This window comes from Stenotrophomonas sp. YAU14A_MKIMI4_1 (assembly GCF_003086855.1).
Lineage (GTDB): Bacteria > Pseudomonadota > Gammaproteobacteria > Xanthomonadales > Xanthomonadaceae > Stenotrophomonas.
In genome coordinates, this window is record NZ_CP025998.1 from 1,202,494 (window position 1) to 1,220,585 (window position 18,092).

At 68.2% G+C, this 18,092-nt stretch carries 22 protein-coding genes; 9 read left to right on the plus strand and 13 right to left on the minus strand.

The genetic code is table 11. The features are described 5' to 3' along the window. Positions 1-4: 4 nt before the first annotated feature. Genes C1931_RS05495 through C1931_RS05515 form a run of 5 tightly spaced genes read right to left on the minus strand, consistent with a single transcriptional unit; the run spans position 5 to position 4,640 of the window. Positions 5-301 (minus strand): cytochrome c, encoded by a 297-nt coding sequence (locus tag C1931_RS05495; RefSeq protein WP_108755634.1) that lies wholly within the window; start codon positions 299-301, stop codon positions 5-7. An 18-nt stretch (positions 302-319) separates the two neighbouring features. Next, positions 320-1,186, minus strand: a complete 867-nt coding sequence (locus C1931_RS05500) for a sugar phosphate isomerase/epimerase (RefSeq protein WP_108755635.1) — start codon at positions 1,184-1,186, stop codon at positions 320-322. Between the two features lie 19 nt (positions 1,187-1,205). Beyond that, a complete protein-coding gene (locus C1931_RS05505) occupies positions 1,206-2,330 on the minus strand; it encodes a Gfo/Idh/MocA family oxidoreductase (RefSeq protein WP_108755636.1) in 1,125 nt (374 codons plus the stop codon). A gap of 12 nt (positions 2,331-2,342) precedes the next feature. Continuing rightward, positions 2,343-3,560, minus strand: coding sequence for a nucleoside permease (locus tag C1931_RS05510; protein ID WP_108755637.1), 1,218 nt, complete (start codon positions 3,558-3,560; stop codon positions 2,343-2,345). A gap of 27 nt (positions 3,561-3,587) precedes the next feature. Further along, on the minus strand, positions 3,588-4,640 hold the full coding sequence (locus tag C1931_RS05515) for a sugar phosphate isomerase/epimerase family protein (protein WP_108755638.1): 1,053 nt from the start codon (positions 4,638-4,640) through the stop codon (positions 3,588-3,590). A gap of 95 nt (positions 4,641-4,735) precedes the next feature. Between C1931_RS05515 and C1931_RS05520 the strand changes: the two genes are divergently transcribed. Continuing rightward, on the plus strand, positions 4,736-5,743 hold the full coding sequence (locus C1931_RS05520) for a LacI family DNA-binding transcriptional regulator (protein WP_108755639.1): 1,008 nt from the start codon (positions 4,736-4,738) through the stop codon (positions 5,741-5,743). A 42-nt stretch (positions 5,744-5,785) separates the two neighbouring features. On the opposite strand, the gene C1931_RS05525 is transcribed toward C1931_RS05520, so the two are convergent. Further along, entirely contained in the window at positions 5,786-6,187 is a 402-nt protein-coding gene (locus tag C1931_RS05525) for a hypothetical protein (RefSeq protein ID WP_108755640.1), read from the minus strand. Positions 6,188-6,278: 91 nt separating this feature from the next. On the opposite strand from C1931_RS05525, the gene C1931_RS05530 reads away from it, so the two are divergent. Together C1931_RS05530 and C1931_RS05535 are read left to right on the plus strand one after the other, a co-directional pair. Further along, the gene (locus C1931_RS05530) at positions 6,279-7,304 is read left to right on the plus strand and encodes an AI-2E family transporter (protein WP_108752436.1); all 1,026 of its coding nucleotides are present in this window, start codon (positions 6,279-6,281) and stop codon (positions 7,302-7,304) included. Positions 7,305-7,403: 99 nt separating this feature from the next. Further along, positions 7,404-7,835: a pyridoxamine 5'-phosphate oxidase family protein gene (locus tag C1931_RS05535; protein WP_108755641.1), complete on the plus strand. Its 432-nt coding sequence runs from the start codon at positions 7,404-7,406 to the stop codon at positions 7,833-7,835. Positions 7,836-7,870: 35 nt separating this feature from the next. Here the strand turns inward: C1931_RS05535 and C1931_RS05540 are convergent, their stop codons facing one another. Further along, positions 7,871-9,262 carry a DUF2867 domain-containing protein gene (locus C1931_RS05540; RefSeq protein ID WP_108755642.1) on the minus strand — a complete coding sequence of 464 codons (1,392 nt, stop codon included), beginning with the start codon at positions 9,260-9,262 and terminating at the stop codon, positions 7,871-7,873. Positions 9,263-9,275: 13 nt separating this feature from the next. Next, positions 9,276-9,587: a metalloregulator ArsR/SmtB family transcription factor gene (locus C1931_RS05545; protein ID WP_108755643.1), complete on the minus strand. Its 312-nt coding sequence runs from the start codon at positions 9,585-9,587 to the stop codon at positions 9,276-9,278. A gap of 130 nt (positions 9,588-9,717) precedes the next feature. On the opposite strand from C1931_RS05545, the gene C1931_RS05550 reads away from it, so the two are divergent. The 6 genes from C1931_RS05550 (at position 9,718) to C1931_RS05575 (ending at position 14,497) form a co-directional block, all read left to right on the plus strand. Then, positions 9,718-10,311: a hypothetical protein gene (locus C1931_RS05550; protein WP_108755644.1), complete on the plus strand. Its 594-nt coding sequence runs from the start codon at positions 9,718-9,720 to the stop codon at positions 10,309-10,311. Positions 10,312-10,477: 166 nt separating this feature from the next. Continuing rightward, positions 10,478-10,945 carry a DUF2975 domain-containing protein gene (locus tag C1931_RS05555; protein WP_108757664.1) on the plus strand — a complete coding sequence of 156 codons (468 nt, stop codon included), beginning with the start codon at positions 10,478-10,480 and terminating at the stop codon, positions 10,943-10,945. A 13-nt stretch (positions 10,946-10,958) separates the two neighbouring features. Further along, positions 10,959-11,183: a helix-turn-helix transcriptional regulator gene (locus tag C1931_RS05560; protein WP_108748883.1), complete on the plus strand. Its 225-nt coding sequence runs from the start codon at positions 10,959-10,961 to the stop codon at positions 11,181-11,183. A 43-nt stretch (positions 11,184-11,226) separates the two neighbouring features. Continuing rightward, the gene (locus C1931_RS05565) at positions 11,227-12,762 is read left to right on the plus strand and encodes a TerC family protein (protein WP_108755645.1); all 1,536 of its coding nucleotides are present in this window, start codon (positions 11,227-11,229) and stop codon (positions 12,760-12,762) included. Positions 12,763-12,826: 64 nt separating this feature from the next. Continuing rightward, positions 12,827-13,990, plus strand: coding sequence for a metallophosphoesterase (locus C1931_RS05570; protein WP_108757665.1), 1,164 nt, complete (start codon positions 12,827-12,829; stop codon positions 13,988-13,990). 81 nt (positions 13,991-14,071) lie between these two features. Then, a complete protein-coding gene (locus tag C1931_RS05575) occupies positions 14,072-14,497 on the plus strand; it encodes a hypothetical protein (protein ID WP_108755646.1) in 426 nt (141 codons plus the stop codon). Between the two features lie 11 nt (positions 14,498-14,508). On the opposite strand, the gene C1931_RS05580 is transcribed toward C1931_RS05575, so the two are convergent. From C1931_RS05580 to C1931_RS05600, 5 genes are all read right to left on the minus strand, one after another. Further along, positions 14,509-15,144 (minus strand): ferric reductase-like transmembrane domain-containing protein, encoded by a 636-nt coding sequence (locus C1931_RS05580; protein WP_108755647.1) that lies wholly within the window; start codon positions 15,142-15,144, stop codon positions 14,509-14,511. 51 nt (positions 15,145-15,195) lie between these two features. Next, entirely contained in the window at positions 15,196-15,930 is a 735-nt protein-coding gene (locus C1931_RS05585) for a putative DNA-binding domain-containing protein (protein ID WP_108755648.1), read from the minus strand. After that, positions 15,923-16,768: a DUF692 domain-containing protein gene (locus C1931_RS05590; protein WP_108755649.1), complete on the minus strand. Its 846-nt coding sequence runs from the start codon at positions 16,766-16,768 to the stop codon at positions 15,923-15,925. Before C1931_RS05590 ends, C1931_RS05585 begins: the two co-directional genes overlap by 8 nt. A 55-nt stretch (positions 16,769-16,823) precedes the next feature. After that, a complete protein-coding gene (locus C1931_RS05595) occupies positions 16,824-17,300 on the minus strand; it encodes an EF-hand domain-containing protein (protein ID WP_108755650.1) in 477 nt (158 codons plus the stop codon). 94 nt (positions 17,301-17,394) lie between these two features. Beyond that, complete coding sequence (locus C1931_RS05600; protein WP_108748890.1) at positions 17,395-18,039, minus strand: DoxX family protein; 645 nt, start codon at positions 18,037-18,039, stop codon at positions 17,395-17,397. Between the last annotated feature and the right edge of the window lie 53 nt (positions 18,040-18,092).

The window sequence follows — 18,092 nt, forward strand, 5'->3', positions numbered from 1 at the left end:
GCGCCTACTTCGCCAGGAAGCTGGCGATGTCATCGATCTCCTGCGCGGACAGGTGCGGGAAGGGCGGCATCAGCCCGCCGCCCTTGCTGATCTTTTCCTTGATCTGTGCAGGCGGCAGCCGCTTGCCGATGTCGGTCAGCGCAGGGAACGCGCCGGGCATGCCCGCACGGTCCGCGCCGTGGCAGGCCACGCAGTTGGTCGCGTACAGCTTGGCACCGGCAGCGGGATCTTCCTTGCACCAGGCGGGGAGCGCAGCGGCCGCCGTGCACAGGGTCAGGGCCAGGGTCAGGACAGTTTTCAAACGAAGCTCCTTGGCGGGCTAGCGCGATGCGCGGGCGGGCAGGCTGACAGTGAGGTGTTTGCGCAGGTAGTCGGCGCCGGTCTGGATCACCTTGGCCGGATCGCGGGGCTGGTCGTGCTCGACGATGTACCACTTCACGCCCGCGTCGGCCGCGGCCGGCAGGATCGCGTTCCAGTCCAGCACGCCCTGGCCGACGGCGGCGAATCCGCCTTCGTCTTCGGCCTGGCCTTTGGCGGCGTTGTCCTTGGCGTGTACCGCGAACAGGCGGCCGCGGAACTTGCCCAGCATCACCGCCGGGTCATGGCCCGAACGCGCCACCCAGGCCAGGTCCAGCTCGGTCTGCAGGTCGGGGCCGGCAGCGTCGAACAACAGTTCCAGACCGGTACGGCCGTCGAAGTCGACCAGCTCGAAATCATGGTTGTGGTAGGCCAGGCGCATGCCCTGGGCCTGCACCTGTTTGGCGATGCGCCCCAGTTCCTGGCCCAGTGCGGTCCAGCCTGCGGCATCGCGCGGGCGGTCCTTGCTGTCCAGGTAGGGCACCACCAGCGTGGTGTTGCCGATCGCGCGGTTGAAGGCCACCGCGCCATCAAGGTCGTTGCGCAGGTCGGCCAGTGCCGTGTGCGAGGAGATCGCCTTGATTCCGTACTTGTCGAGCAGCTGCTTCAGTTCGGCGGCGCTGACATTCTGCGTGCCGACCGTTTCCACCGCCTGCACGCCCGCGTCGTGGACGATTTTCAATTGCTGGTCGAGCGAGCCAGCGTTGCGCAGCGTGTACATCTGCACCGCGATGGGCTTTTCAGGGCTGCGGGTTTCCGCGGCGAACGCGGGCAGGGCCGTGAACAGCAGCAGTGCCAAGGTCGCGATCCTTCCTGTTGATGCCTTCATCGGTGCATGCTCCCGGGGTTCATTCAATGGTGGCCCAGGCGCGCGACCTGGCCGATGCGATGACGCGTTCGACGATCAGCGCCGAGCGCAGGCCGTCTTCGAAGGTGGGCAGGCCCTGCGGCCGCTCGCCATCAATGGCGCGATAGGTGTCGGCGACGAACGCCTCGAAGCACTGGGCGTAGCCCTGCGCATGGCCGGGCGGCAAGGCCGAGAGCCGGCGCTGCTCGGCGCTGCCGGCGCCGGGGCCGCGCACGAAGGTCTCCTCGCGCTGGTCGGGCCGGCCGATCCACAGCCGCTCGGGATCTTCCTGGTTGAAGGCCACGCTGGCGTTGGCGCCGTCGATCTCGAACCAGAGGCGGTTGTGGCGCCCCGCCGACACCTGGCTGACGGTCAGCGACGCCAGCGTGCCTGCACCAGTACGGAACATCGCCGTGGCCACGTCCTCGCTGGACACCGCCTGCGTTGCGCCGCCTGCCGCCGGTGTGCTGAAGCTCTGTGCGCCGCCGGCGCTGCGCTCGGCGATCACCGTCGCGAAGGCCGCGCTGACTTCGGCAAAGCGCTCGCCGCTGACCCACTCCACCAGGTCGCACCAGTGCGAGCCGATGTCGGCGAATACGCGCGAGGTGCCGCCCAGCACCGGGTCGACGCGCCAGTTGTTGCTGGCAGGGTCCAGCAACCAGTCCTGCAGGTAGCTACCGTGGATCAGATGCAGCGGGCCGATGTCGCCGGCGGCGATGCGCGCGCGTGCTTCCCGCACCACCGGGTGATAGCGATAGACGAACGGCACCGTGGCCAGCAGCCCGCTGGATGCGGCCTGCGCGGCCAGCGCCTGCGCATCGGCCAGGGTGGTGGCCAGCGGCTTTTCGCAGACCACGTGCTTGCCGGCGGCCAGTGCGGCCTGTGCCATGGGCCGGTGCAGGTGATTGGGCGTGCACACATGCACGACCTGCACCTGCGGATCGGCAACCACGTCGTCGATATCGCGGTAGGCGCGCGCAACATTCCACGCCTGCGCCACATCGCGCGCGCGCTGCGGCGTGGATGCCGCTACGCCGCGCACGTCGGCACCGGCCAGCAGGGCGGCGCGGCGGTGCACCGCTGCGATCATGCCGGTGCCGACGATGGCGATTCCAAGCTTGGGCATCGACGGCGCTCCTCAGTGCGTGGTGGGCGCCGCCGCAACGGCGGGGCGGTCGCGGAACAGCAGCAGGAAGGCAATCAGCACGACCAATGCAACGCCGGCGGGGAACAGCCAGATCTGCTGCCAGTCGGGCCCTGCGGCGGTGGTGTAGTGCTCCACCACCGCGCCGGACAGGAAGGTGCCGATCAACATGCCCACGCCGTAGGTGGCCAGGGTGATGAAGCCCTGGGCGCTGCTGCGCGCGGCCGGGCCAGCGTGTGCATCGGTGTAGATCTGCCCGGTGACGAAGAAGAAGTCGTAGCAGATGCCGTGCAGCACGATGCCGATGACCAGCAGCGAGAAGCCGCTGCCGGCATCGCCGAAGGCAAACAGCGCATAGCGCAGCACCCAGGCGGCCATGCCCACCGCCAGCATGGTCTTCACCCCCAGCCGCACGAACAGGAACGGCATTGCCAGCATCAGCAGCACTTCGGACACCTGGCCCAGCGACTGCAGCCCAGCCGCGCCGTGCACGCCCAGATCGTTGAGATAGGGGTTGGTGAAGTTGTAGTAGAACGACAGCGGGATGCAGATGGCGATGGAGGCCAGGAAGAACACCAGGTAGGCGCGCGATTTCAGCAGGCGCAGCGAATCCAGGCCGAGGATCTGCCCGAGCCCGGCATCGCGTTGCTGCGCCAGCGGCGGCGTGTGCGGCAGGGTGAAAGCGTACAGGCCCAGCAGCAGCGATGCCACCGCCGCCATCCGGAACGTCAGTTCAAGCCGGTGCGCCTGTTCCCAGCCCAGCCAGCCGATCAGCACCCCGGCGATGATCCAGCCGATGCTGCCGGCCACCCGCACCAGCGGGAACTGCTTTTCCGGCGACTGCATGTGCCGCATCGCCACGCTGTTGGCCAGCGCCAGCGTCGGCATGAACAGCAGCATGTAGCCCATCACGCAGGCGGAGAACAGGCTGAAGCTGGTGGCCGTGGAGGCCAGCCACATCAGCACCGCGCCGGCCAGGTGCAGCACCGCCAGGATGCGCTGCGCGGCGAAGTAGCGATCGGCGATCAGGCCGACCAGGAAGGGGGCGACGATCGCACCGATCGACTGGCTGAGAAATGCGGTGGCCACCTGGCTGGCGCTGGCCTGCAGCGGGCCCTGCACCAGGTAGGTGCCGAGGGTCACGAACCACGCTCCCCAGATGAAGAACTGCAGAAACATCATCGCGCCCAAGCGCGACATGGCGTGCGTCATGGCTTGCCCTCCCGGGGCGGTGTCGGCTCAGATTCCCAGCATGCGGCGCAGTGATGCGGCGTCGGTGCCGCTGTCAGCGAAGTCATCGAAGGCGCGCTCGGTCACCCGGATGATGTGGTCGCGGATGAAGGCGGCGCCCTCCCGTGCGCCGTCCTCGGGGTGCTTCAGGCAGCACTCCCATTCCAGTACCGCCCAGCCGGGGAAGTCGTACTGCGCGAACTTCGAGAAGATGCCCTTGAAGTCGACCTGGCCATCGCCGAGCGAACGGAACCGGCCCGGACGGTCGATCCAGTCCTGGTAGCCGCCATACACGCCGCTGCGGGCACTGGCGTGGTATTCGGCGTCTTTCACGTGGAAGATGCCGATGCGCGCGTGGTAGCGGTCGATGAAGCCCAGGTAGTCCATCTGCTGCAGCAGCAGGTGGCTGGGGTCGTAGAGGATCTTCGCGCGGGGGTGGTGGTCGACCACGTCGAGGAAACGCTCGAAAGTTGCCCCGTCGTGCAGGTCTTCGCCCGGATGGATCTCGAAACACAGGTCCACGCCGCAGGCATCGAAGGCATCCAGGATCGGGCGCCAGCGGCGGCCCAGTTCGGCGAAGGCTTCATCCACCAGACCGGCGGGGCGCTGCGGCCAGGGATACAGGTAGGGCCAGGCCAGCGCGCCGGAGAAGGTGGCGTGTGCGGTCAGCCCCAGGCGCTGGCTGGCCTGCGCCGCCAGCAACAGCTGATCGACGGCCCAGGCCTGGCGGGCGGCAGGATCGCCGCGCTGCGCGGGCGGTGCGAACCCGTCAAACAGAGTGTCATAGGCGGGATGGACGGCGACCAGCTGGCCCTGCAGGTGGGTCGACAGTTCGGTGATCTGCAGACCGTGCCCGGCCAGCATGGCCGCGACATCGTCGCAGTAGGCCTGGCTGCGCGCCGCCTCGGCCAGATCGAACAGGTGGGGCGCAGTGGTGGGCACTTGTACGCCAGAATAGCCCAGGCCCGCGGCCCATCCGGCCAGCGTGTCCAGCCGATCAAAAGGAGCGTTGTCGCCGATGAACTGCGCCAGGAAAAGCGCCGGACCCTTGAGCGTCTTCAAGGTGATTCACCCCGCATGCAATCGATTGCATTACCCTAGCATGGGCTTTCCGCAGACCCGTTGTGCAGTGCACAGCCGCAACCAGAGCTGACACCATGGCCACCATCTACGACATCGCAAAACACGTAGGCGTGTCGGCCGGCACGGTGTCGCGGGCCTTGTCGCGGCCGGACAAAGTGCTGCCCGCCACCCGGGCGCGCATCGAACAGGCCGCCGCCAAGCTGGGCTACGTGCCCAACACGGTGGCTCGAACGCTGAAGACCCAGCGCAGTGGCAAGATCCTGGTCACCGTGCCGGACATCGCCAATCCGTTCTTCGCGCAGATCCTGCAGGGTGCCGAAGATGCGGCACAGGCCGCCGGCTACGCCGTGCTGCTGGGTGATACCCAGCACCAGCCCGATCGCGAGGAGCGCTATGCGCAGATGCTCCGGCGCAACGAGGCCGACGGCCTGATCGTGCTCGGCCATCGCCTGCCGCCCACTGCGCGCGAGATCGTGCAAGCGCTGGGCGTGGCCGCGCCGGTGGTCAATGGCTGCGAATTCGATCCCGCGCTGGGCATTCCCAGCGTGCATATCGACAATGCCGCCGCTGCGCGCGCGGTAATGGAACACCTGTATGCCCTCGGCCATGAGCGCATTGCCGTGGTCGGCGGCCCGCCCGACAACCCGTTGCACCAGCAGCGGCTGGAAGGCGTGCGCGCGGCCGGCAAGGCGCGCGGCCGGCTGCGCGGCCTGAGTGTTGTCCCCGGTGATTTTTCGCTGGAGTCCGGCCATGCGGCGGCCACGGCACTGCTCGCGCGCCCGCTCGCGCCGACCGCGGTGTTCTGCTTCAGCGACCAGATGGCGCTGGGTGCGCTCTCGGCATGCCGCGATCTGGGCATCCGCGTGCCGGACCAGGTGTCCATCGTCGGCTTCGACGACCTGGCCTCGTCGCGCTTCCTGACGCCGCCGCTGACCACCATCCGCCAGCCGATGCGGGACATTGGGGCGCGTGCGGTCAGCCTGCTGCTGGCCATCATCGAGCGCGTCGATGTTCCCCTGCAGCAGACGCTGGATTTCAGCCTGATGCTGCGCGGGTCGACGGCCGCCCCGGCCAACGGCTGAGCGGCGGCCGCAGAGCAGGGCGTGCGACTACTTCAGGTGCGCTTATTTCAGGTGCGCCTGTGCGCAGGCCAGCACGTGGTTGTAGTCGCTGGACATGCACTGGTAGAAATCGCGCTGGCCATCGCTTGCACCTTCGCAGTCGGCTTCGGTGATCTGCGGCAGCAGTTCGCGCATCGGCGCGGCCATGGCCTCGTACTTCGCCGCATCGATGTAGCCGCCGGCGGCGTTCTTCGCCCCCACCTCCAGCATGGTTTCCAGGCCGTAGCGCGCGTTCTCCACCGCCTTCGGGCAGGAGAGCTCGACGTCGCTGCGCTGCACCTTCAGCAGTTCGCGGGCGATGGCTTCCACGTCGGCCTGCACCTGCGGCGGCACGGGCGTGGTGTCGGCGGCGAAGCTGCTGCCGGCGGCGAGCGCAAGCAGGGGGATGCACAGCAGGCGGTACATGGGGCGTCCTTGCGGCAGGGGGGGCGCCAGTGTGCGCCGGCCGTGCCCGCACAATCCACTACCATGGGCCACCCCGCCGGAATGCACCGCCATGAACGACGCCGTCCTTGCCCTGCCCAAGCCCCCCGCCGCGCGCATCGCCGCCTGGCTGCTGATGCTGCTGGGCATGTGGCTGGCACTGAAGCTGGGCCTGGTGGTCACCCTGCTGTCGGGCCTGCTGGTGTTCCAGCTGACCCACGTGCTGGCCAATACCGTGGAAGGCAAGCTGCCGCCGGGTCGCGCACGCGCCTTCGCGGTCATCCTGCTGTCGGCGGTCATCATCGGTGCGCTGGTGCTGGCCGGCATCGGCGTGGCCTCGTTCTTCCGCAACGAGACCGGTGGCCCGGACGTGCTGCTGGCGCGGCTGATGGACATCCTCAACACCTCGCGCCACCAGGTGCCTGCGCTGCTGCAGCCCTACATTCCCGAAGACCTGACCCGGCTGCGCGAGGCGCTGAACGAATGGGCCGCCGAACACCAGCGGCAGCTGGGCGTGGCCGGTACGTCGGTGGTGCAGGTGGGCGTGCGCGTGCTGATCGGCATGGTGCTGGGCGCGATGATCGCCCTGTACGACGAACTGCCGCTGCCCAAGATGGGCCCGCTGGCGCAGGAGCTGGTCGGCCGCACCACGCGCCTGGCGGTGGCCTTCCGCCAGGTGGTGTTCGCCCAGGTGAAGATTTCGCTGCTCAACACCGTGTTCACCGCGGTGTTCCTGCTGGGCGTGCTGCCGCTGTTCGGCGTGCACCTGCCGCTGTCCAAGACGCTGGTGCTGATCACCTTCCTGGCCGGCCTGCTGCCGGTGGTGGGCAACATCATTTCCAACACCGTCATCACCATTGTGGCGCTGTCGGTGTCGTTCTACGTGGCGGTGGCGGCGCTGCTGTACCTGATCGTCATCCACAAGCTGGAGTACTTCCTCAACGCGCGCATCGTCGGCGGTGAGATCCAGGCACGTGCGTGGGAACTGCTGCTGGCGATGCTGGTGATGGAAGCGGCCTTCGGCCTGGCTGGGCTGGTGGCCGCACCGGTGTTCTACGCCTACGTGAAGCGGGAGCTGCTGGACCAGCGCTGGATCTGATCCGGGCCTGGCGCGCGCGTGAAATCCGCCGCGACGGACCTGCACGCCCGCCTTACCTGCGCGGGTGGACGCTGGCCGCACGCCCCCGGAGACCGAACCATGACCACGCTGACCCTGCCCGAACTGGCGAAGAAAATGGCTGGCATCGATTTTGCGATGCTGCAGACCCATGCCGCCGGCGAGATCGATGGCCGCCCGATGAGCAATAACGGCGACGTGGACTACGACGGCGACAGCTGGTTCTTCGCGCTGGAAAGCACGGAAATGGTGCGCCAGATCGAAACCGACCCGAAGGTCGCGCTGGGTTTCACCGGCAGCAAGTCACTGCTGGGAAAGCCGCCGCTGTTCGTGCACGTGAAAGGCCGTGCCTCCATCATCCGCGAACGCGCGGTGCTGGCCGAACACTGGGTGAAAGATCTGGAGCGCTGGTTCGAGCAGGGCGTGGACACGCCGGGACTGGTGCTGATCCACGTGCATGCGCAGCGCATCCACTACTGGGACGGCGAAGACCAGGGCGAGCTGGTGGTCTGAACGCCCGCGGGTAGCGCCGGGCCATGCCCGGCGGCTCAGCCCGCCACCGGCGCGCCCCCATCCACCCAGTCCGCCAGCTCCGGCGCCAGCGCATGTTCCACTGCACGGCGCAGCAGGGCCGGCGCGATGTAGTGGCGGTGCACGCTGTCGATCAGCGCCATGTACAGGCGGCCGAACCGATTGCAGGTCTGCACGCGCGAGCCCAGGCTGACCTGCACGCTGCCATCGTCGGCCAGCTGCACGCGCACGCTGCTGCGGAAACGCAGGTGGCGATCATCCGCACCCAGCAGCACTTCGGCGCTGCGGTCCTGCGCATCCACCGTTGCATCCAGCACCGGGAAGCGGCCGGCGAAGAGTCGGCTGCGATCGGCGGACAACAGCGACGACACCGGGCAACCCAGCGGCGAGGTACGCAGGCGCAGCGGCGCCACCAGCCGATTGCGCAGGGCCATCAACCGGCCCACGCCGCCCGGAGGATTGCGCAGGAAGCCGTCCAGTACATCGGCCAGCAGGGTCGATGCCGAGCGTCCCGCACATTGTTCGGGGCGCAGCTGCAGCACGGTCAGGTCGTGGTAATCGCTGTGGGGCAGGGCGCGGTACAGCATGCCCTGCGTTGCCGGCGCGGCATGCTGCACCGGATAGCGCGGTGTGCTGCGTTCGACGAACCCCCGCAGCGGGCGCAGGTTGACCCGGCGCATCGGCCCCAGCAGCGCACGGGTCTGCGCGCACAGCCGCGCGCACACGCTGGGCGGCGCGGCCTGCAGGGACAACTGCAGCAGGGGCGCGCTGGCCAGTGTCGCGGCGCTGGGCCAGCACGCCTGCGGCAATACGTCGGTCAGGCTGGGGATGTCGGCCTGGTTGGCCTGCACCTGGGCGCGGGTGGCATCGCTCATCGCGCCGGCCAGTTCATTGCTGTGGCACGACAGCGCGAACAGTGCCGGGTGTGCCCGGTGGCTGGACGCGAACTGGTGCCAGGTGCCGCCACCGAAGCGCACGGTGAACAGGCAATCGGGTGGAATGCGGATGCGCCGCAGGCTGCGCTGGAAGCTGGCCGGATCGGCGGCGATCTGCGCATCGCTGGCGGTGGCAAAGCGCAGCTCCGCGCCAGCGCTGCCGGCAATGGCGGTGAACATGCGCGGGCCGGCATGGCGGTGGAACGGGTGGCCGCCGGCACCCACCACGAAGCTGTACAGCGATGACGCATCGCCATGCTGCAGGTGCATGCCGCCCAGCCGCGCCGACGGTTCATCCAGCGCATCGATGAAGGCCGGATGGTGGCGCTGGCGTTGCCCGGCGTCGTTCACCAGCGCATCGCCGGCACCGATGCCGAGCTGGGCGATCAGCATCACCTCGACCGGGCCGGCGCCGTCCTGGGCGGGCAATTGGACACCTGGAAACGAGCGGCTGTTGCGGGTCGAACCAGGCATCGTCGTGCTCCTATCAGCGGGCAGGGGACTTGCGGCGTGCGCGGGCTTCGCGCTTCAGCGGGCCACCGACCGGACACACTTCGGCCGCCCAGGAAAACAGGGTGTTGGCCAGGCGCTCGGGCACCTGGCTGAAGTACACGAACTGCCCGCGCTTCTCGCGTTCGATCAGGCCGGCGTCTTCCAGGATGCGCAGGTGGCTGGACAGCGCCGGCTTGCTGAAATCGAAGCGCTCGGCCAGCTCGCCCGCGCTCAGTTCGCCGGCACTGAGGTAGGCCAGGATCTGCCGGCGGGGGCCGGAGGCGAGGGCTTCGAAGATGCGGTCCATAGGGCGTTAATTAACTAATTCGTTAATTGATGATCCTGCGCGGCCGCGGCGGTGTCAAGCCGGTGCCGGCATTGCACTGCGCCCCCGGCTTTTGCCATCCTCCCCGCAGTTTTCCCATGATGGAGTTGCGATGCGCCCGGTGCCCTGGTTGATGGCGGGTCTGTTGTTGCCCGCGCTGGCCGCGGCGCAGCCGGCGCGCGCGCCGAAGGAGGCGGCGGCCACCCAGGACCCCTTCAGCGAACTGTTCGACACGGCCTGCATGCAGCACATCGGTGCGCCGGCCCGGCTGCAGGCGCTGATGGATGCCAACGGCCTGAGCCCGCTGCCGCCGGCCGAGGCCGCCACGCTGCTGCAGGGGCAGGGCGGGGTGGCCTGGATGGTGCCGCTGGCCAGTGGCCGCTACGCGGTCAGCTGGGCCGACGATGGCACCTGCACGGTGTATGCGGAGAAGGCCGAACCGGCGGTGGTGCAGAAGGGCTTCGCACGGCTGATGCAGGCCGCGCCGAAGCCGCTGCAGGTGCGCTCGCTGCCCGGCCGCGGGCCGCTGTCGGCCGACCAGGTGGCGATCCAGTACGGCTGGGCCACGCCCGGGGAAAGCGCATTGCGGGTGCGCTTCCGCCTGGTCACCCGGCAGGCGGCCGAAGCCGGCGTGCAGGCCATGGCCTCGGCCACGCCGGGCGAGGCCATGCGCCAGGACACAACGCCGCCAGCGGTCGCCAAGTAGCGGTTCAGCCACCCTGGCCCGGATGTGGTATATCGTTTATCGATAAATCCACCGGGCAGGTGATCTGCCCCATGCCGGAGGCTGCTTGACCGCTCGTTCTGCCCGCGCCCGACCTGCGCGCGGTGTGTTCACCCTGGCCCAGACCGCCGTGCAGGCGGTGCGGGCGATGTGCTGGCTGGGCATCCTGGCCGCGCTGCTGGCGGTGCCGCTGGTCGCCTACGACCTCCGCTGGCTGATGGATACCGTGCACGACGCCACGGCGGCCGCGCTGCATGGCAACGACCTGTTCCTGCATTTCTGCCTGGGCCTGGGCACCATCGTGGCGCTGCTGGTGCTGTGCCTGGTGTTCCTGCGGCACCTGGCGCGGCTGCTGCGTTCGGCCGCGCGTGAGCGCCCGTTCAACCACGCCAACGCGCTGCGCCTGCACCGCATGGCCTGGTTGATGCTGGCCATGGAAACCCTGTCGATCATCATCGGCATCTACGCCAGCTGGATGGGGCCGGATTTCGCCTGGATGGAAGTGGGCGGTGGCATGTCCATCACCGGCCTGCTGGCGGTGCTGATGCTGTTCGTGCTGGCGCGCGTGTTCGCCGTGGGTGCGGCCATGCGCGATGACCTGGACAGCGTGATCTGATGGGCGCGCACTGATGGCGATCATCATCACCCTGGACCGCATGCTGCAGGCGCGCGGCATGACCCTGTCCGAGCTGGCCGGGCGCATCGACATCACCCTGGCCAACCTGTCCATCCTGAAGACCGGCAAGGCCCGCGCCATCCGCTTTTCCACCCTGGATGCGATCTGCCGCGAGCTGCAGTGCACGCCGGGTGACCTGCTGGGGCACGACCCCAGCCAGGCCCAGCAGGACGACTGAGCGCTGATGTTTCTTCCCCTACTACTGAACAAACGGAACTGAAATGGAATGGTTGGCTGACCCCTCGATCTGGATGGGCCTTGCAACCCTGATCGTGCTGGAAATCGTGCTGGGCATCGACAACCTGGTGTTCATCGCGATCCTGGCCGACAAGCTGCCCCCGCACCAGCGCGACCGCGCACGGGTGATCGGCCTGGCCCTGGCCCTGCTGATGCGTCTGGTGCTGCTGGCGGCACTGTCGTGGATCATGAAGCTGACCGAGCCACTGCTGGTGCTGTTCGAGCACAGCTTCTCCGGCCGTGACCTGATCCTGCTGGGCGGTGGCCTGTTCCTGCTGTTCAAGGGCACCATGGAACTGCACGAGCGGCTGGAAGGCCGCCAGCACCACGACGATGGCAAGAAGGTCTACGCCAGTTTCGCCATGGTGGTGGCGCAGATCGTGGTGCTCGATGCGGTGTTCTCGCTGGATTCGGTGATCACCGCCGTCGGCATGGTCGACAACCTGGGTGTGATGTACGCCGCGGTGACCATCGCCATGGCGCTGATGCTGCTGGCCAGCAAGCCGCTCACCCGCTTCGTCAACAAGCACCCGACCGTGGTGGTGCTGTGCCTGGGCTTCCTGCTGATGATCGGCTTCAGCCTGGTGGCCGAAGGCCTGGGTTACAAGATTCCGAAGGGCTATCTGTACGCAGCCATCGCGTTCTCGATCCTGGTGGAAGCCTTCAACCAGTGGGTGCGCTTCAACCGTGAGCGCAACGAGCGCCGCCAGCCGTTCCGCCAGCGTACCGCCGACGCCGTGCTGCGCATGCTGGGGGCACGCCCGGCCAACGGCCACGACGATGGCCACGGCGAGGAAGAACATGCAGATGAGGAGCGCCTGCAGCCGGCCGAGCACGAGATGATCCGCAGCGTGCTGGGCCTGGCCGATCGGCCGGTGTCCAGCGTGATGACCGTACGTGCCGATGTGCAGTGGATCGACCTGGCCCGTGGCCATGAGGATGTGGTGGCGCGCCTGGTGGCATCGCCGCATACACGACTGCTGGTGGGCGAGGGCGACCTGGACAGCCTGCGGGGCGTGGTGCAGAGCCGCGACCTGCTGGCCGACCTGCTGCAGGGCCGTCCCTTGCAGCTGGAGGCCAACCTGCGCGCGCCGCAGTACGTGCTGTCCAGCGCCAGTGCCTTGCAGGCGCTGGAACTGATCCGCCAGCACCCGGTGCCGCTGGCGGTGGCGGTGGACGAGTACGGCAGCGTGGAAGGCCTGGTGACCGCCAATGACCTGCTGGCGGCCATTGCCGGTGACCTTGCCGACACCCAGGACGAGCGCTACGGCGTGGTGGCACAGGGCGATGACGAATGGGAGGCCGATGGCGCGCTGACCCTGGATGATCTGCAGCGGATGACTGGCGTGGCCCTGCCGCGCAGCGCCGACTACATGACCATTTCCGGCCTGGTGCTGGACCAGCTGGGGCGCCTGCCCGACGTGGGCGACAGCGTGGACGTGGCCGGTTTCCGCATCACCGTGCTGGCCATGGAAACCCGCCGCATCGCCCGCCTGCGCGTGCAGCGTCTGGCGTCGTAACGCGCGGAAATTTCTCCTACCTTTTGCAACCTTGGTCGGTCACCATGGCCGCCCCACGTTCTGGATTCACGTTGTGCTGAGTACTGTTGGATTGTTGATGGGCCTGTACGTGGCCTGGCGCCTGTTCTGGCCGCTGCGGCTGCCGCTCTGGGCCAAGGCGCTGTTGTCGCTGCTGCTGGTGGCGTTGGCGGTGCAGCTGCGCATTGTTGCCACCTTCTGGGGCACGATGGCCTCGCCGGAAATTCCCAAGCTGGCCATCGCCGTGCTGGCCACCGGTTCCACCGCCGTGCTGCTGCTGGCGTTGGCCCTGCTGGTGATGGATGCGGGCCTGCTGCTGTCGCGCCTGCTGCGCTGGCCGCGCGTGGTGACAGCGCTGCGCGCCCGCATGCTGCGGCCGCTGGCGGCCGGCCTGGCCCTGCTGCTCAGTGGTTACGGTGTCAGCCAGGGCATGGCGGTACCGCAGGTACGGCAGATCGAAGTGAACATCGCCGGGCTGCCGGCGGCGTTCGACGGCTACCGCGTACTGCAACTCACCGACATCCACGCCAGCCGCCTGCTGACCGGCGACTGGGTGCGCCGGGTCGTGGCTGAAAGCAATGCGCTGAAGCCGGACCTGATCGTGATCACCGGCGACCTGATCGATGGCACCGTGGCCGCGCGTCGCCATGATTTCCAGCCGCTGGGTGAACTGCAGGCCCCCGACGGGGTGATCGCCATCACCGGCAACCACGAGTACTACGCGCAGTACCGCGAATGGATGCAGGCGTTCCGCGCGCTGCACATGCAGGTGCTGGAAAACAGCCATACCCAGGTGCGTCGTGGCGATGCGGCGATCACCATCGCTGGTGTCACCGATCCGGTCGCGGCCCGCTACGGCCTGCCGCTTCCCGATCTGGACGCCGCCCTGGCCGGTGCCGACCCGGCCGCGCCGGTGATCCTGCTGGACCACCGCCCGCGCAATGCGCGCGAAGCGGCCGAGCGCGGCGTGCAATTGCAGTTGTCCGGGCACACCCATGGCGGCCAGATCATCGGCATGGACCAGCTGGTGAAGCGCGCCAATGGTGGTTACGTGTCCGGCCGCTACGCGGTCAATGACATGACCCTGTACGTCAGCAACGGCGCCGGCCTGTGGGCGGGCTTCCCCGCGCGCATCGGCGTACCCTCGGAGATCACCCTGATCACCCTGCGCCCGGGGTCGGACCCCTTGGCCAAAGGCCAAGGGCTCTGACCCACCGCCAGCCAACCCGGGGTCGGATCCCTTGGCAACGCCAAGGGCTCTGACCCCAAGGACCCGCACACCACCGCAACCATGGCCCACCCCCGCGCCCCGCTGGAACGACTGATCCGCGGCAACGCCGATGAAATCAACCGGCTGCAGCGACTCATCCACGAGACGGCGGCGCTGCGCTGGCGTGGGCCGGAAGAGAAGCAGCGCCATGCCGAGGCCTGTGCGCAGTTCCACCAACGGTATGCGGAGCTGGCGTTTCCCGGTGGCTATGCACACGCCCTGCAGCAGTTGGCCGCGCACGATCCCAACATCGTCGATGGTGTGCTGACGTTCCTGGAAGTGCGTCCGTACTTCTTCCGCTCCGGTTACATGTGGAACACCCTGTACAAGCGCGTGCAGCGGGTGCCGATGGGGGTGAACCAGCAGGCGCGCCTGCAGGTGATCGTCGCGGCGTACAAGGCCTATCGCGAGGGGTCAGATCCCTTTGCCACCGGCAAAGGGCTCTGACCCCCAGTCCGTCACGCCGCCCGCAACGGGCGCGTACGCGCACTGCGCTTCAGTGACTGCCCACGCTTGGCGATGGCGCGCACCACGAAGGCAGTGAACAGCAGCGCCGACGGCACGGCGTACCAGAAGTTGGCCGGTACGCGCTTGAAGTACGAATAGGTGAACACCGCGGCGATGATCCACATGCCGGTGGTGTGCAGGCGTCGCCATGCCGTGGGCCCCATGCGCCGGGCGATGCCGCGCTGCGAGGTGATCGCCAGTGCCAGGATCGCCACGTAGCCCACCGTGCCGGGCAGGTTGGCGAGGGCCGAGCGTGCCGGCCAGAACGCCGGGTTCAGAATGCCGAACGTGGTGATCGCCACGGCATGCAGCAGGTGCGAGAACGCGAACGACAGGCCGATGATGCGGCGTTCGCGCAGCAGGAAGTGGGTGGTTGGCCCGGGCAGCAGACTGGCGAACGATGACGCGGTGAACGCGGCCAGGAACAGCACGAACGAGGTGCGTGCGGTCACCCGGATGGCCGCGCGGCTGCCCTCCACCACGTCGGGTTGCAGAGCGAATGCGGCCATTGCGAAGGCGATCAGCACCACGGCGATGGCCACGAACAGACGCCAGCCGTGCAGGAAGGAAGGGGTTGAAGCAGCCATGGTCAGACCTCGATGAAGGAAGAAGGGAAGGGCGGCCGGTGGCCGCAGGGTTCAGGCGCTGCGCGCGGCGACCAGCACGCCGGCCGCGCACAGGTGGGCGAGCAGCGGTGCGGTGGCGGCCTGCAGTTCGCCAGGGTCGACATCGTGCGCATCGGCCAGCGTCTGCAGTGCCTCATCCACGCGCGCACCGTCATTGCCCAATGCGGTCAGCAGGGCGTAGGCCAGCGGTGCCAGCACCTGCGTGTGCAGGCTGAAACCGGCGTGGCGATGCAGCAACAGCAAAGTCGGCGCCGCCTCGGGCTGCGTGGTCAGCACCTCGTCCTGGTGCACCGGCCACTGGTAGCCCAGCACACGCACGTGTGTGGACAGTGCAAGCACGTGCGTACCCGTTGCGCTCCGCTCGAGCGCCTGCCCGGGATCGCGTGCCTCGATATGCAGCGCCTGCTGCGTGCTTTCGTAGTGCGCAAGTTCTGCGGCCCATGCCGGCAGTGCCAGCGTGTCCTGCACCGCCAGCCAGGCGGCGAATTCGCCGGCAATCTGCGGGAACAACGGGGTATGGCAGGCATGGCGGGCGTAGTAATGCTCGACCATGCCGCGCCAGCGTGGCGCGCCCAGGTGCTGCTGCAGCCGTGGCAGGCTGCCGGCCAGCAGGCTGTCCAGGCTGTCGATGCACAGGCGGCGATAGACCGCCAGCCGCCGCGTGTCGATGCCCGCCGGTGCCGGCATCGACGGGTCACGCACATGCCCGGCCCAACGCTGCTGCAGGGTGGCCAGTGCATCAGCCATGGGCCACCTCGGGCTGCAGCACATCGACCTGGGCCTGGCGGATCTGTTCCACCTCGGCCAGCAGCTCGGCCAGCGGCGGAAAATTGAAATCGCGTTCCAGCAGGGTGGGGCGCACGCCAACACGCGCATACGCCTCGCGCAGCAGCGCCCACACCACGCCTTTCACCGGCGCGCCATGGGTGTCGATCTTGAAGCCGTCGTCTTCGTCGAAGTGCCCAGCTACATGCAGCGACGCCACGCGGTGGGCCGGTACACGGGCGAGGAAATCGAAGGCGTCGTAGCCGTTGTTGCAGGCGTTGACGAAAACGTTGTTCACGTCCAGCAGCAGGTCACAGTCGGCTTCGTCCAGCACGGCATTGATGAAGTCGATCTCGCTCATGTCCGCGCCAGGCACGGCGTAGTAGGAAATGTTTTCCACCGCGATGCGCCGCCCCAGCATGTCCTGCACCTGGGCGATGCGACCGGCGACGTGGTGTACCGCTTCGGCAGTGAAGGGCAGCGGCAGCAGGTCGTAAACATGGCCGCCGGCGGCGCAGTAGCTCAGGTGTTCGCTGTACAGCTGCACCTGGTGCAGATCGAGGAAGGCGCGGGTCTGCGCCAGCAGTGTCTGGTCCAGCGGGTCCGGCCCGCCCAGCGACAACGACAGGCCATGGCAGGTCAGGCGATGGCGCTCGCTCAACTGGCGTAGCGCAGCACCGTGGGCGCCGCCCACGCCAATCCAGTTGTCCGGCGAAACTTCCAGGAAATCGATGGCATCGGCCGGCATGGCCAGCAGTTCATCGATCAGGCCGCGGCGCAGGCCAAGACCAGCGCTGGCAGGGGGCAGGGGCGTGTGCATGCGCTTACTCCAGGGCAAGGGCGCCGCCGTTGCGGCGGCGCCGGGTGGGGGGCAATCAGTCGTTGACGCGCGAGAACAGACCCTTCGGCATCGGCTTGCCGTGGGCGGTGTAGACGCTGCGCAGGTAGTCGTGCGCTTCCTGTTCGCTGATGTAGCCGTCGTGGTTGGTGTCGATGCGATCGAACTCGGCGGCGCGCTCACCGGCCACGGCGTTGAACTCGGCCCGCGACACGCGGCCGTCGTGGTCACGGTCGGTGCGGGCAAACGAGGCATCGCCACACTTGCCTTCACCGCACTGGCCTTCGGCCACCTTGGCCTTGCCGGCAGGCTTGCTGGTACTGGCCTTGTTGGCGCCGCACTTGCCCTCACCGCACTTGCCTTCGGCGGCGGCGCTCATGGATACCGCGCTGATCGCCAACGGTTGGATCGCAGCGGCCTGGCCGGCCAGCAGCAGGCCACCGGCCAGGGCGATGCCAATGGCGCCGATGCGCGGCAGTCGGGAAGCAGAGGTGTTCTTGGTCGAGACGGACATGGTGGTGACTCCTTGGGATTGCACGCAGGGCGTGCGGGATGGACGCCGCATGGCGCGACGGAAAGCGAAAGGGATGCGCAGTGAGTGCGCTGGATCAGGCGCTGCGGCGACGGCGCAGCGCGTAGGCCAGCAGCAGGGCCCCGCCGAGCGCGGCGCCGCCGAAACCGATGCCGGGCAGCAGCGCAGCGACGGGCAGCAGCAGGGCGATCAGGCTGACGCCCCAGCCCAGGCCGTCATCGCCAACCGTGGCGCGCTGTCGGCCGGCCAGCAGCTGATCCAGGCTGAGTGCGCCGCCGCCGTTGAGGATCAGCGGCAGCAACATGGCCAGGAACAGCAGCGGCAGCTTGAAGTTGCCGTAGCCCTGGTCGGTGATCGCATAGCCCTGCCAGAGTTCGCCCAGGCCGTTCCACTGGTCGGGCCAATGCACGGCGGCAATGGCGACGATGGTCAGCACCCAGAAGATGTAGGCCACCGAACGCGTGGCCAGGCCCAGCAGCAACAGCACCGCACCGACCAGCTCCAGCCAAGTGGCCAACTGCCAGTTCAGCGATGCCGGCAGGGTGGAGAACGGGAACGGGAAGCGCCCGTCCAGATCGGCGAACCAGTTCTGCCCGCCCAGCTTCTCGCGGCCGGATTCGAAGAATTCCCAGGCCAGCAGTGCACGCAGGGCCAGCGGCGAGAGCCAGCGGCCAACGGCATCCAGGCGGGGGGTATAGCGCGAAGCGGCGGTGCTGATCATGGAAGTGTCCTGCGGGCCAGTGGTCGATGGAGGCCATTTCGAGCCACGCAGGT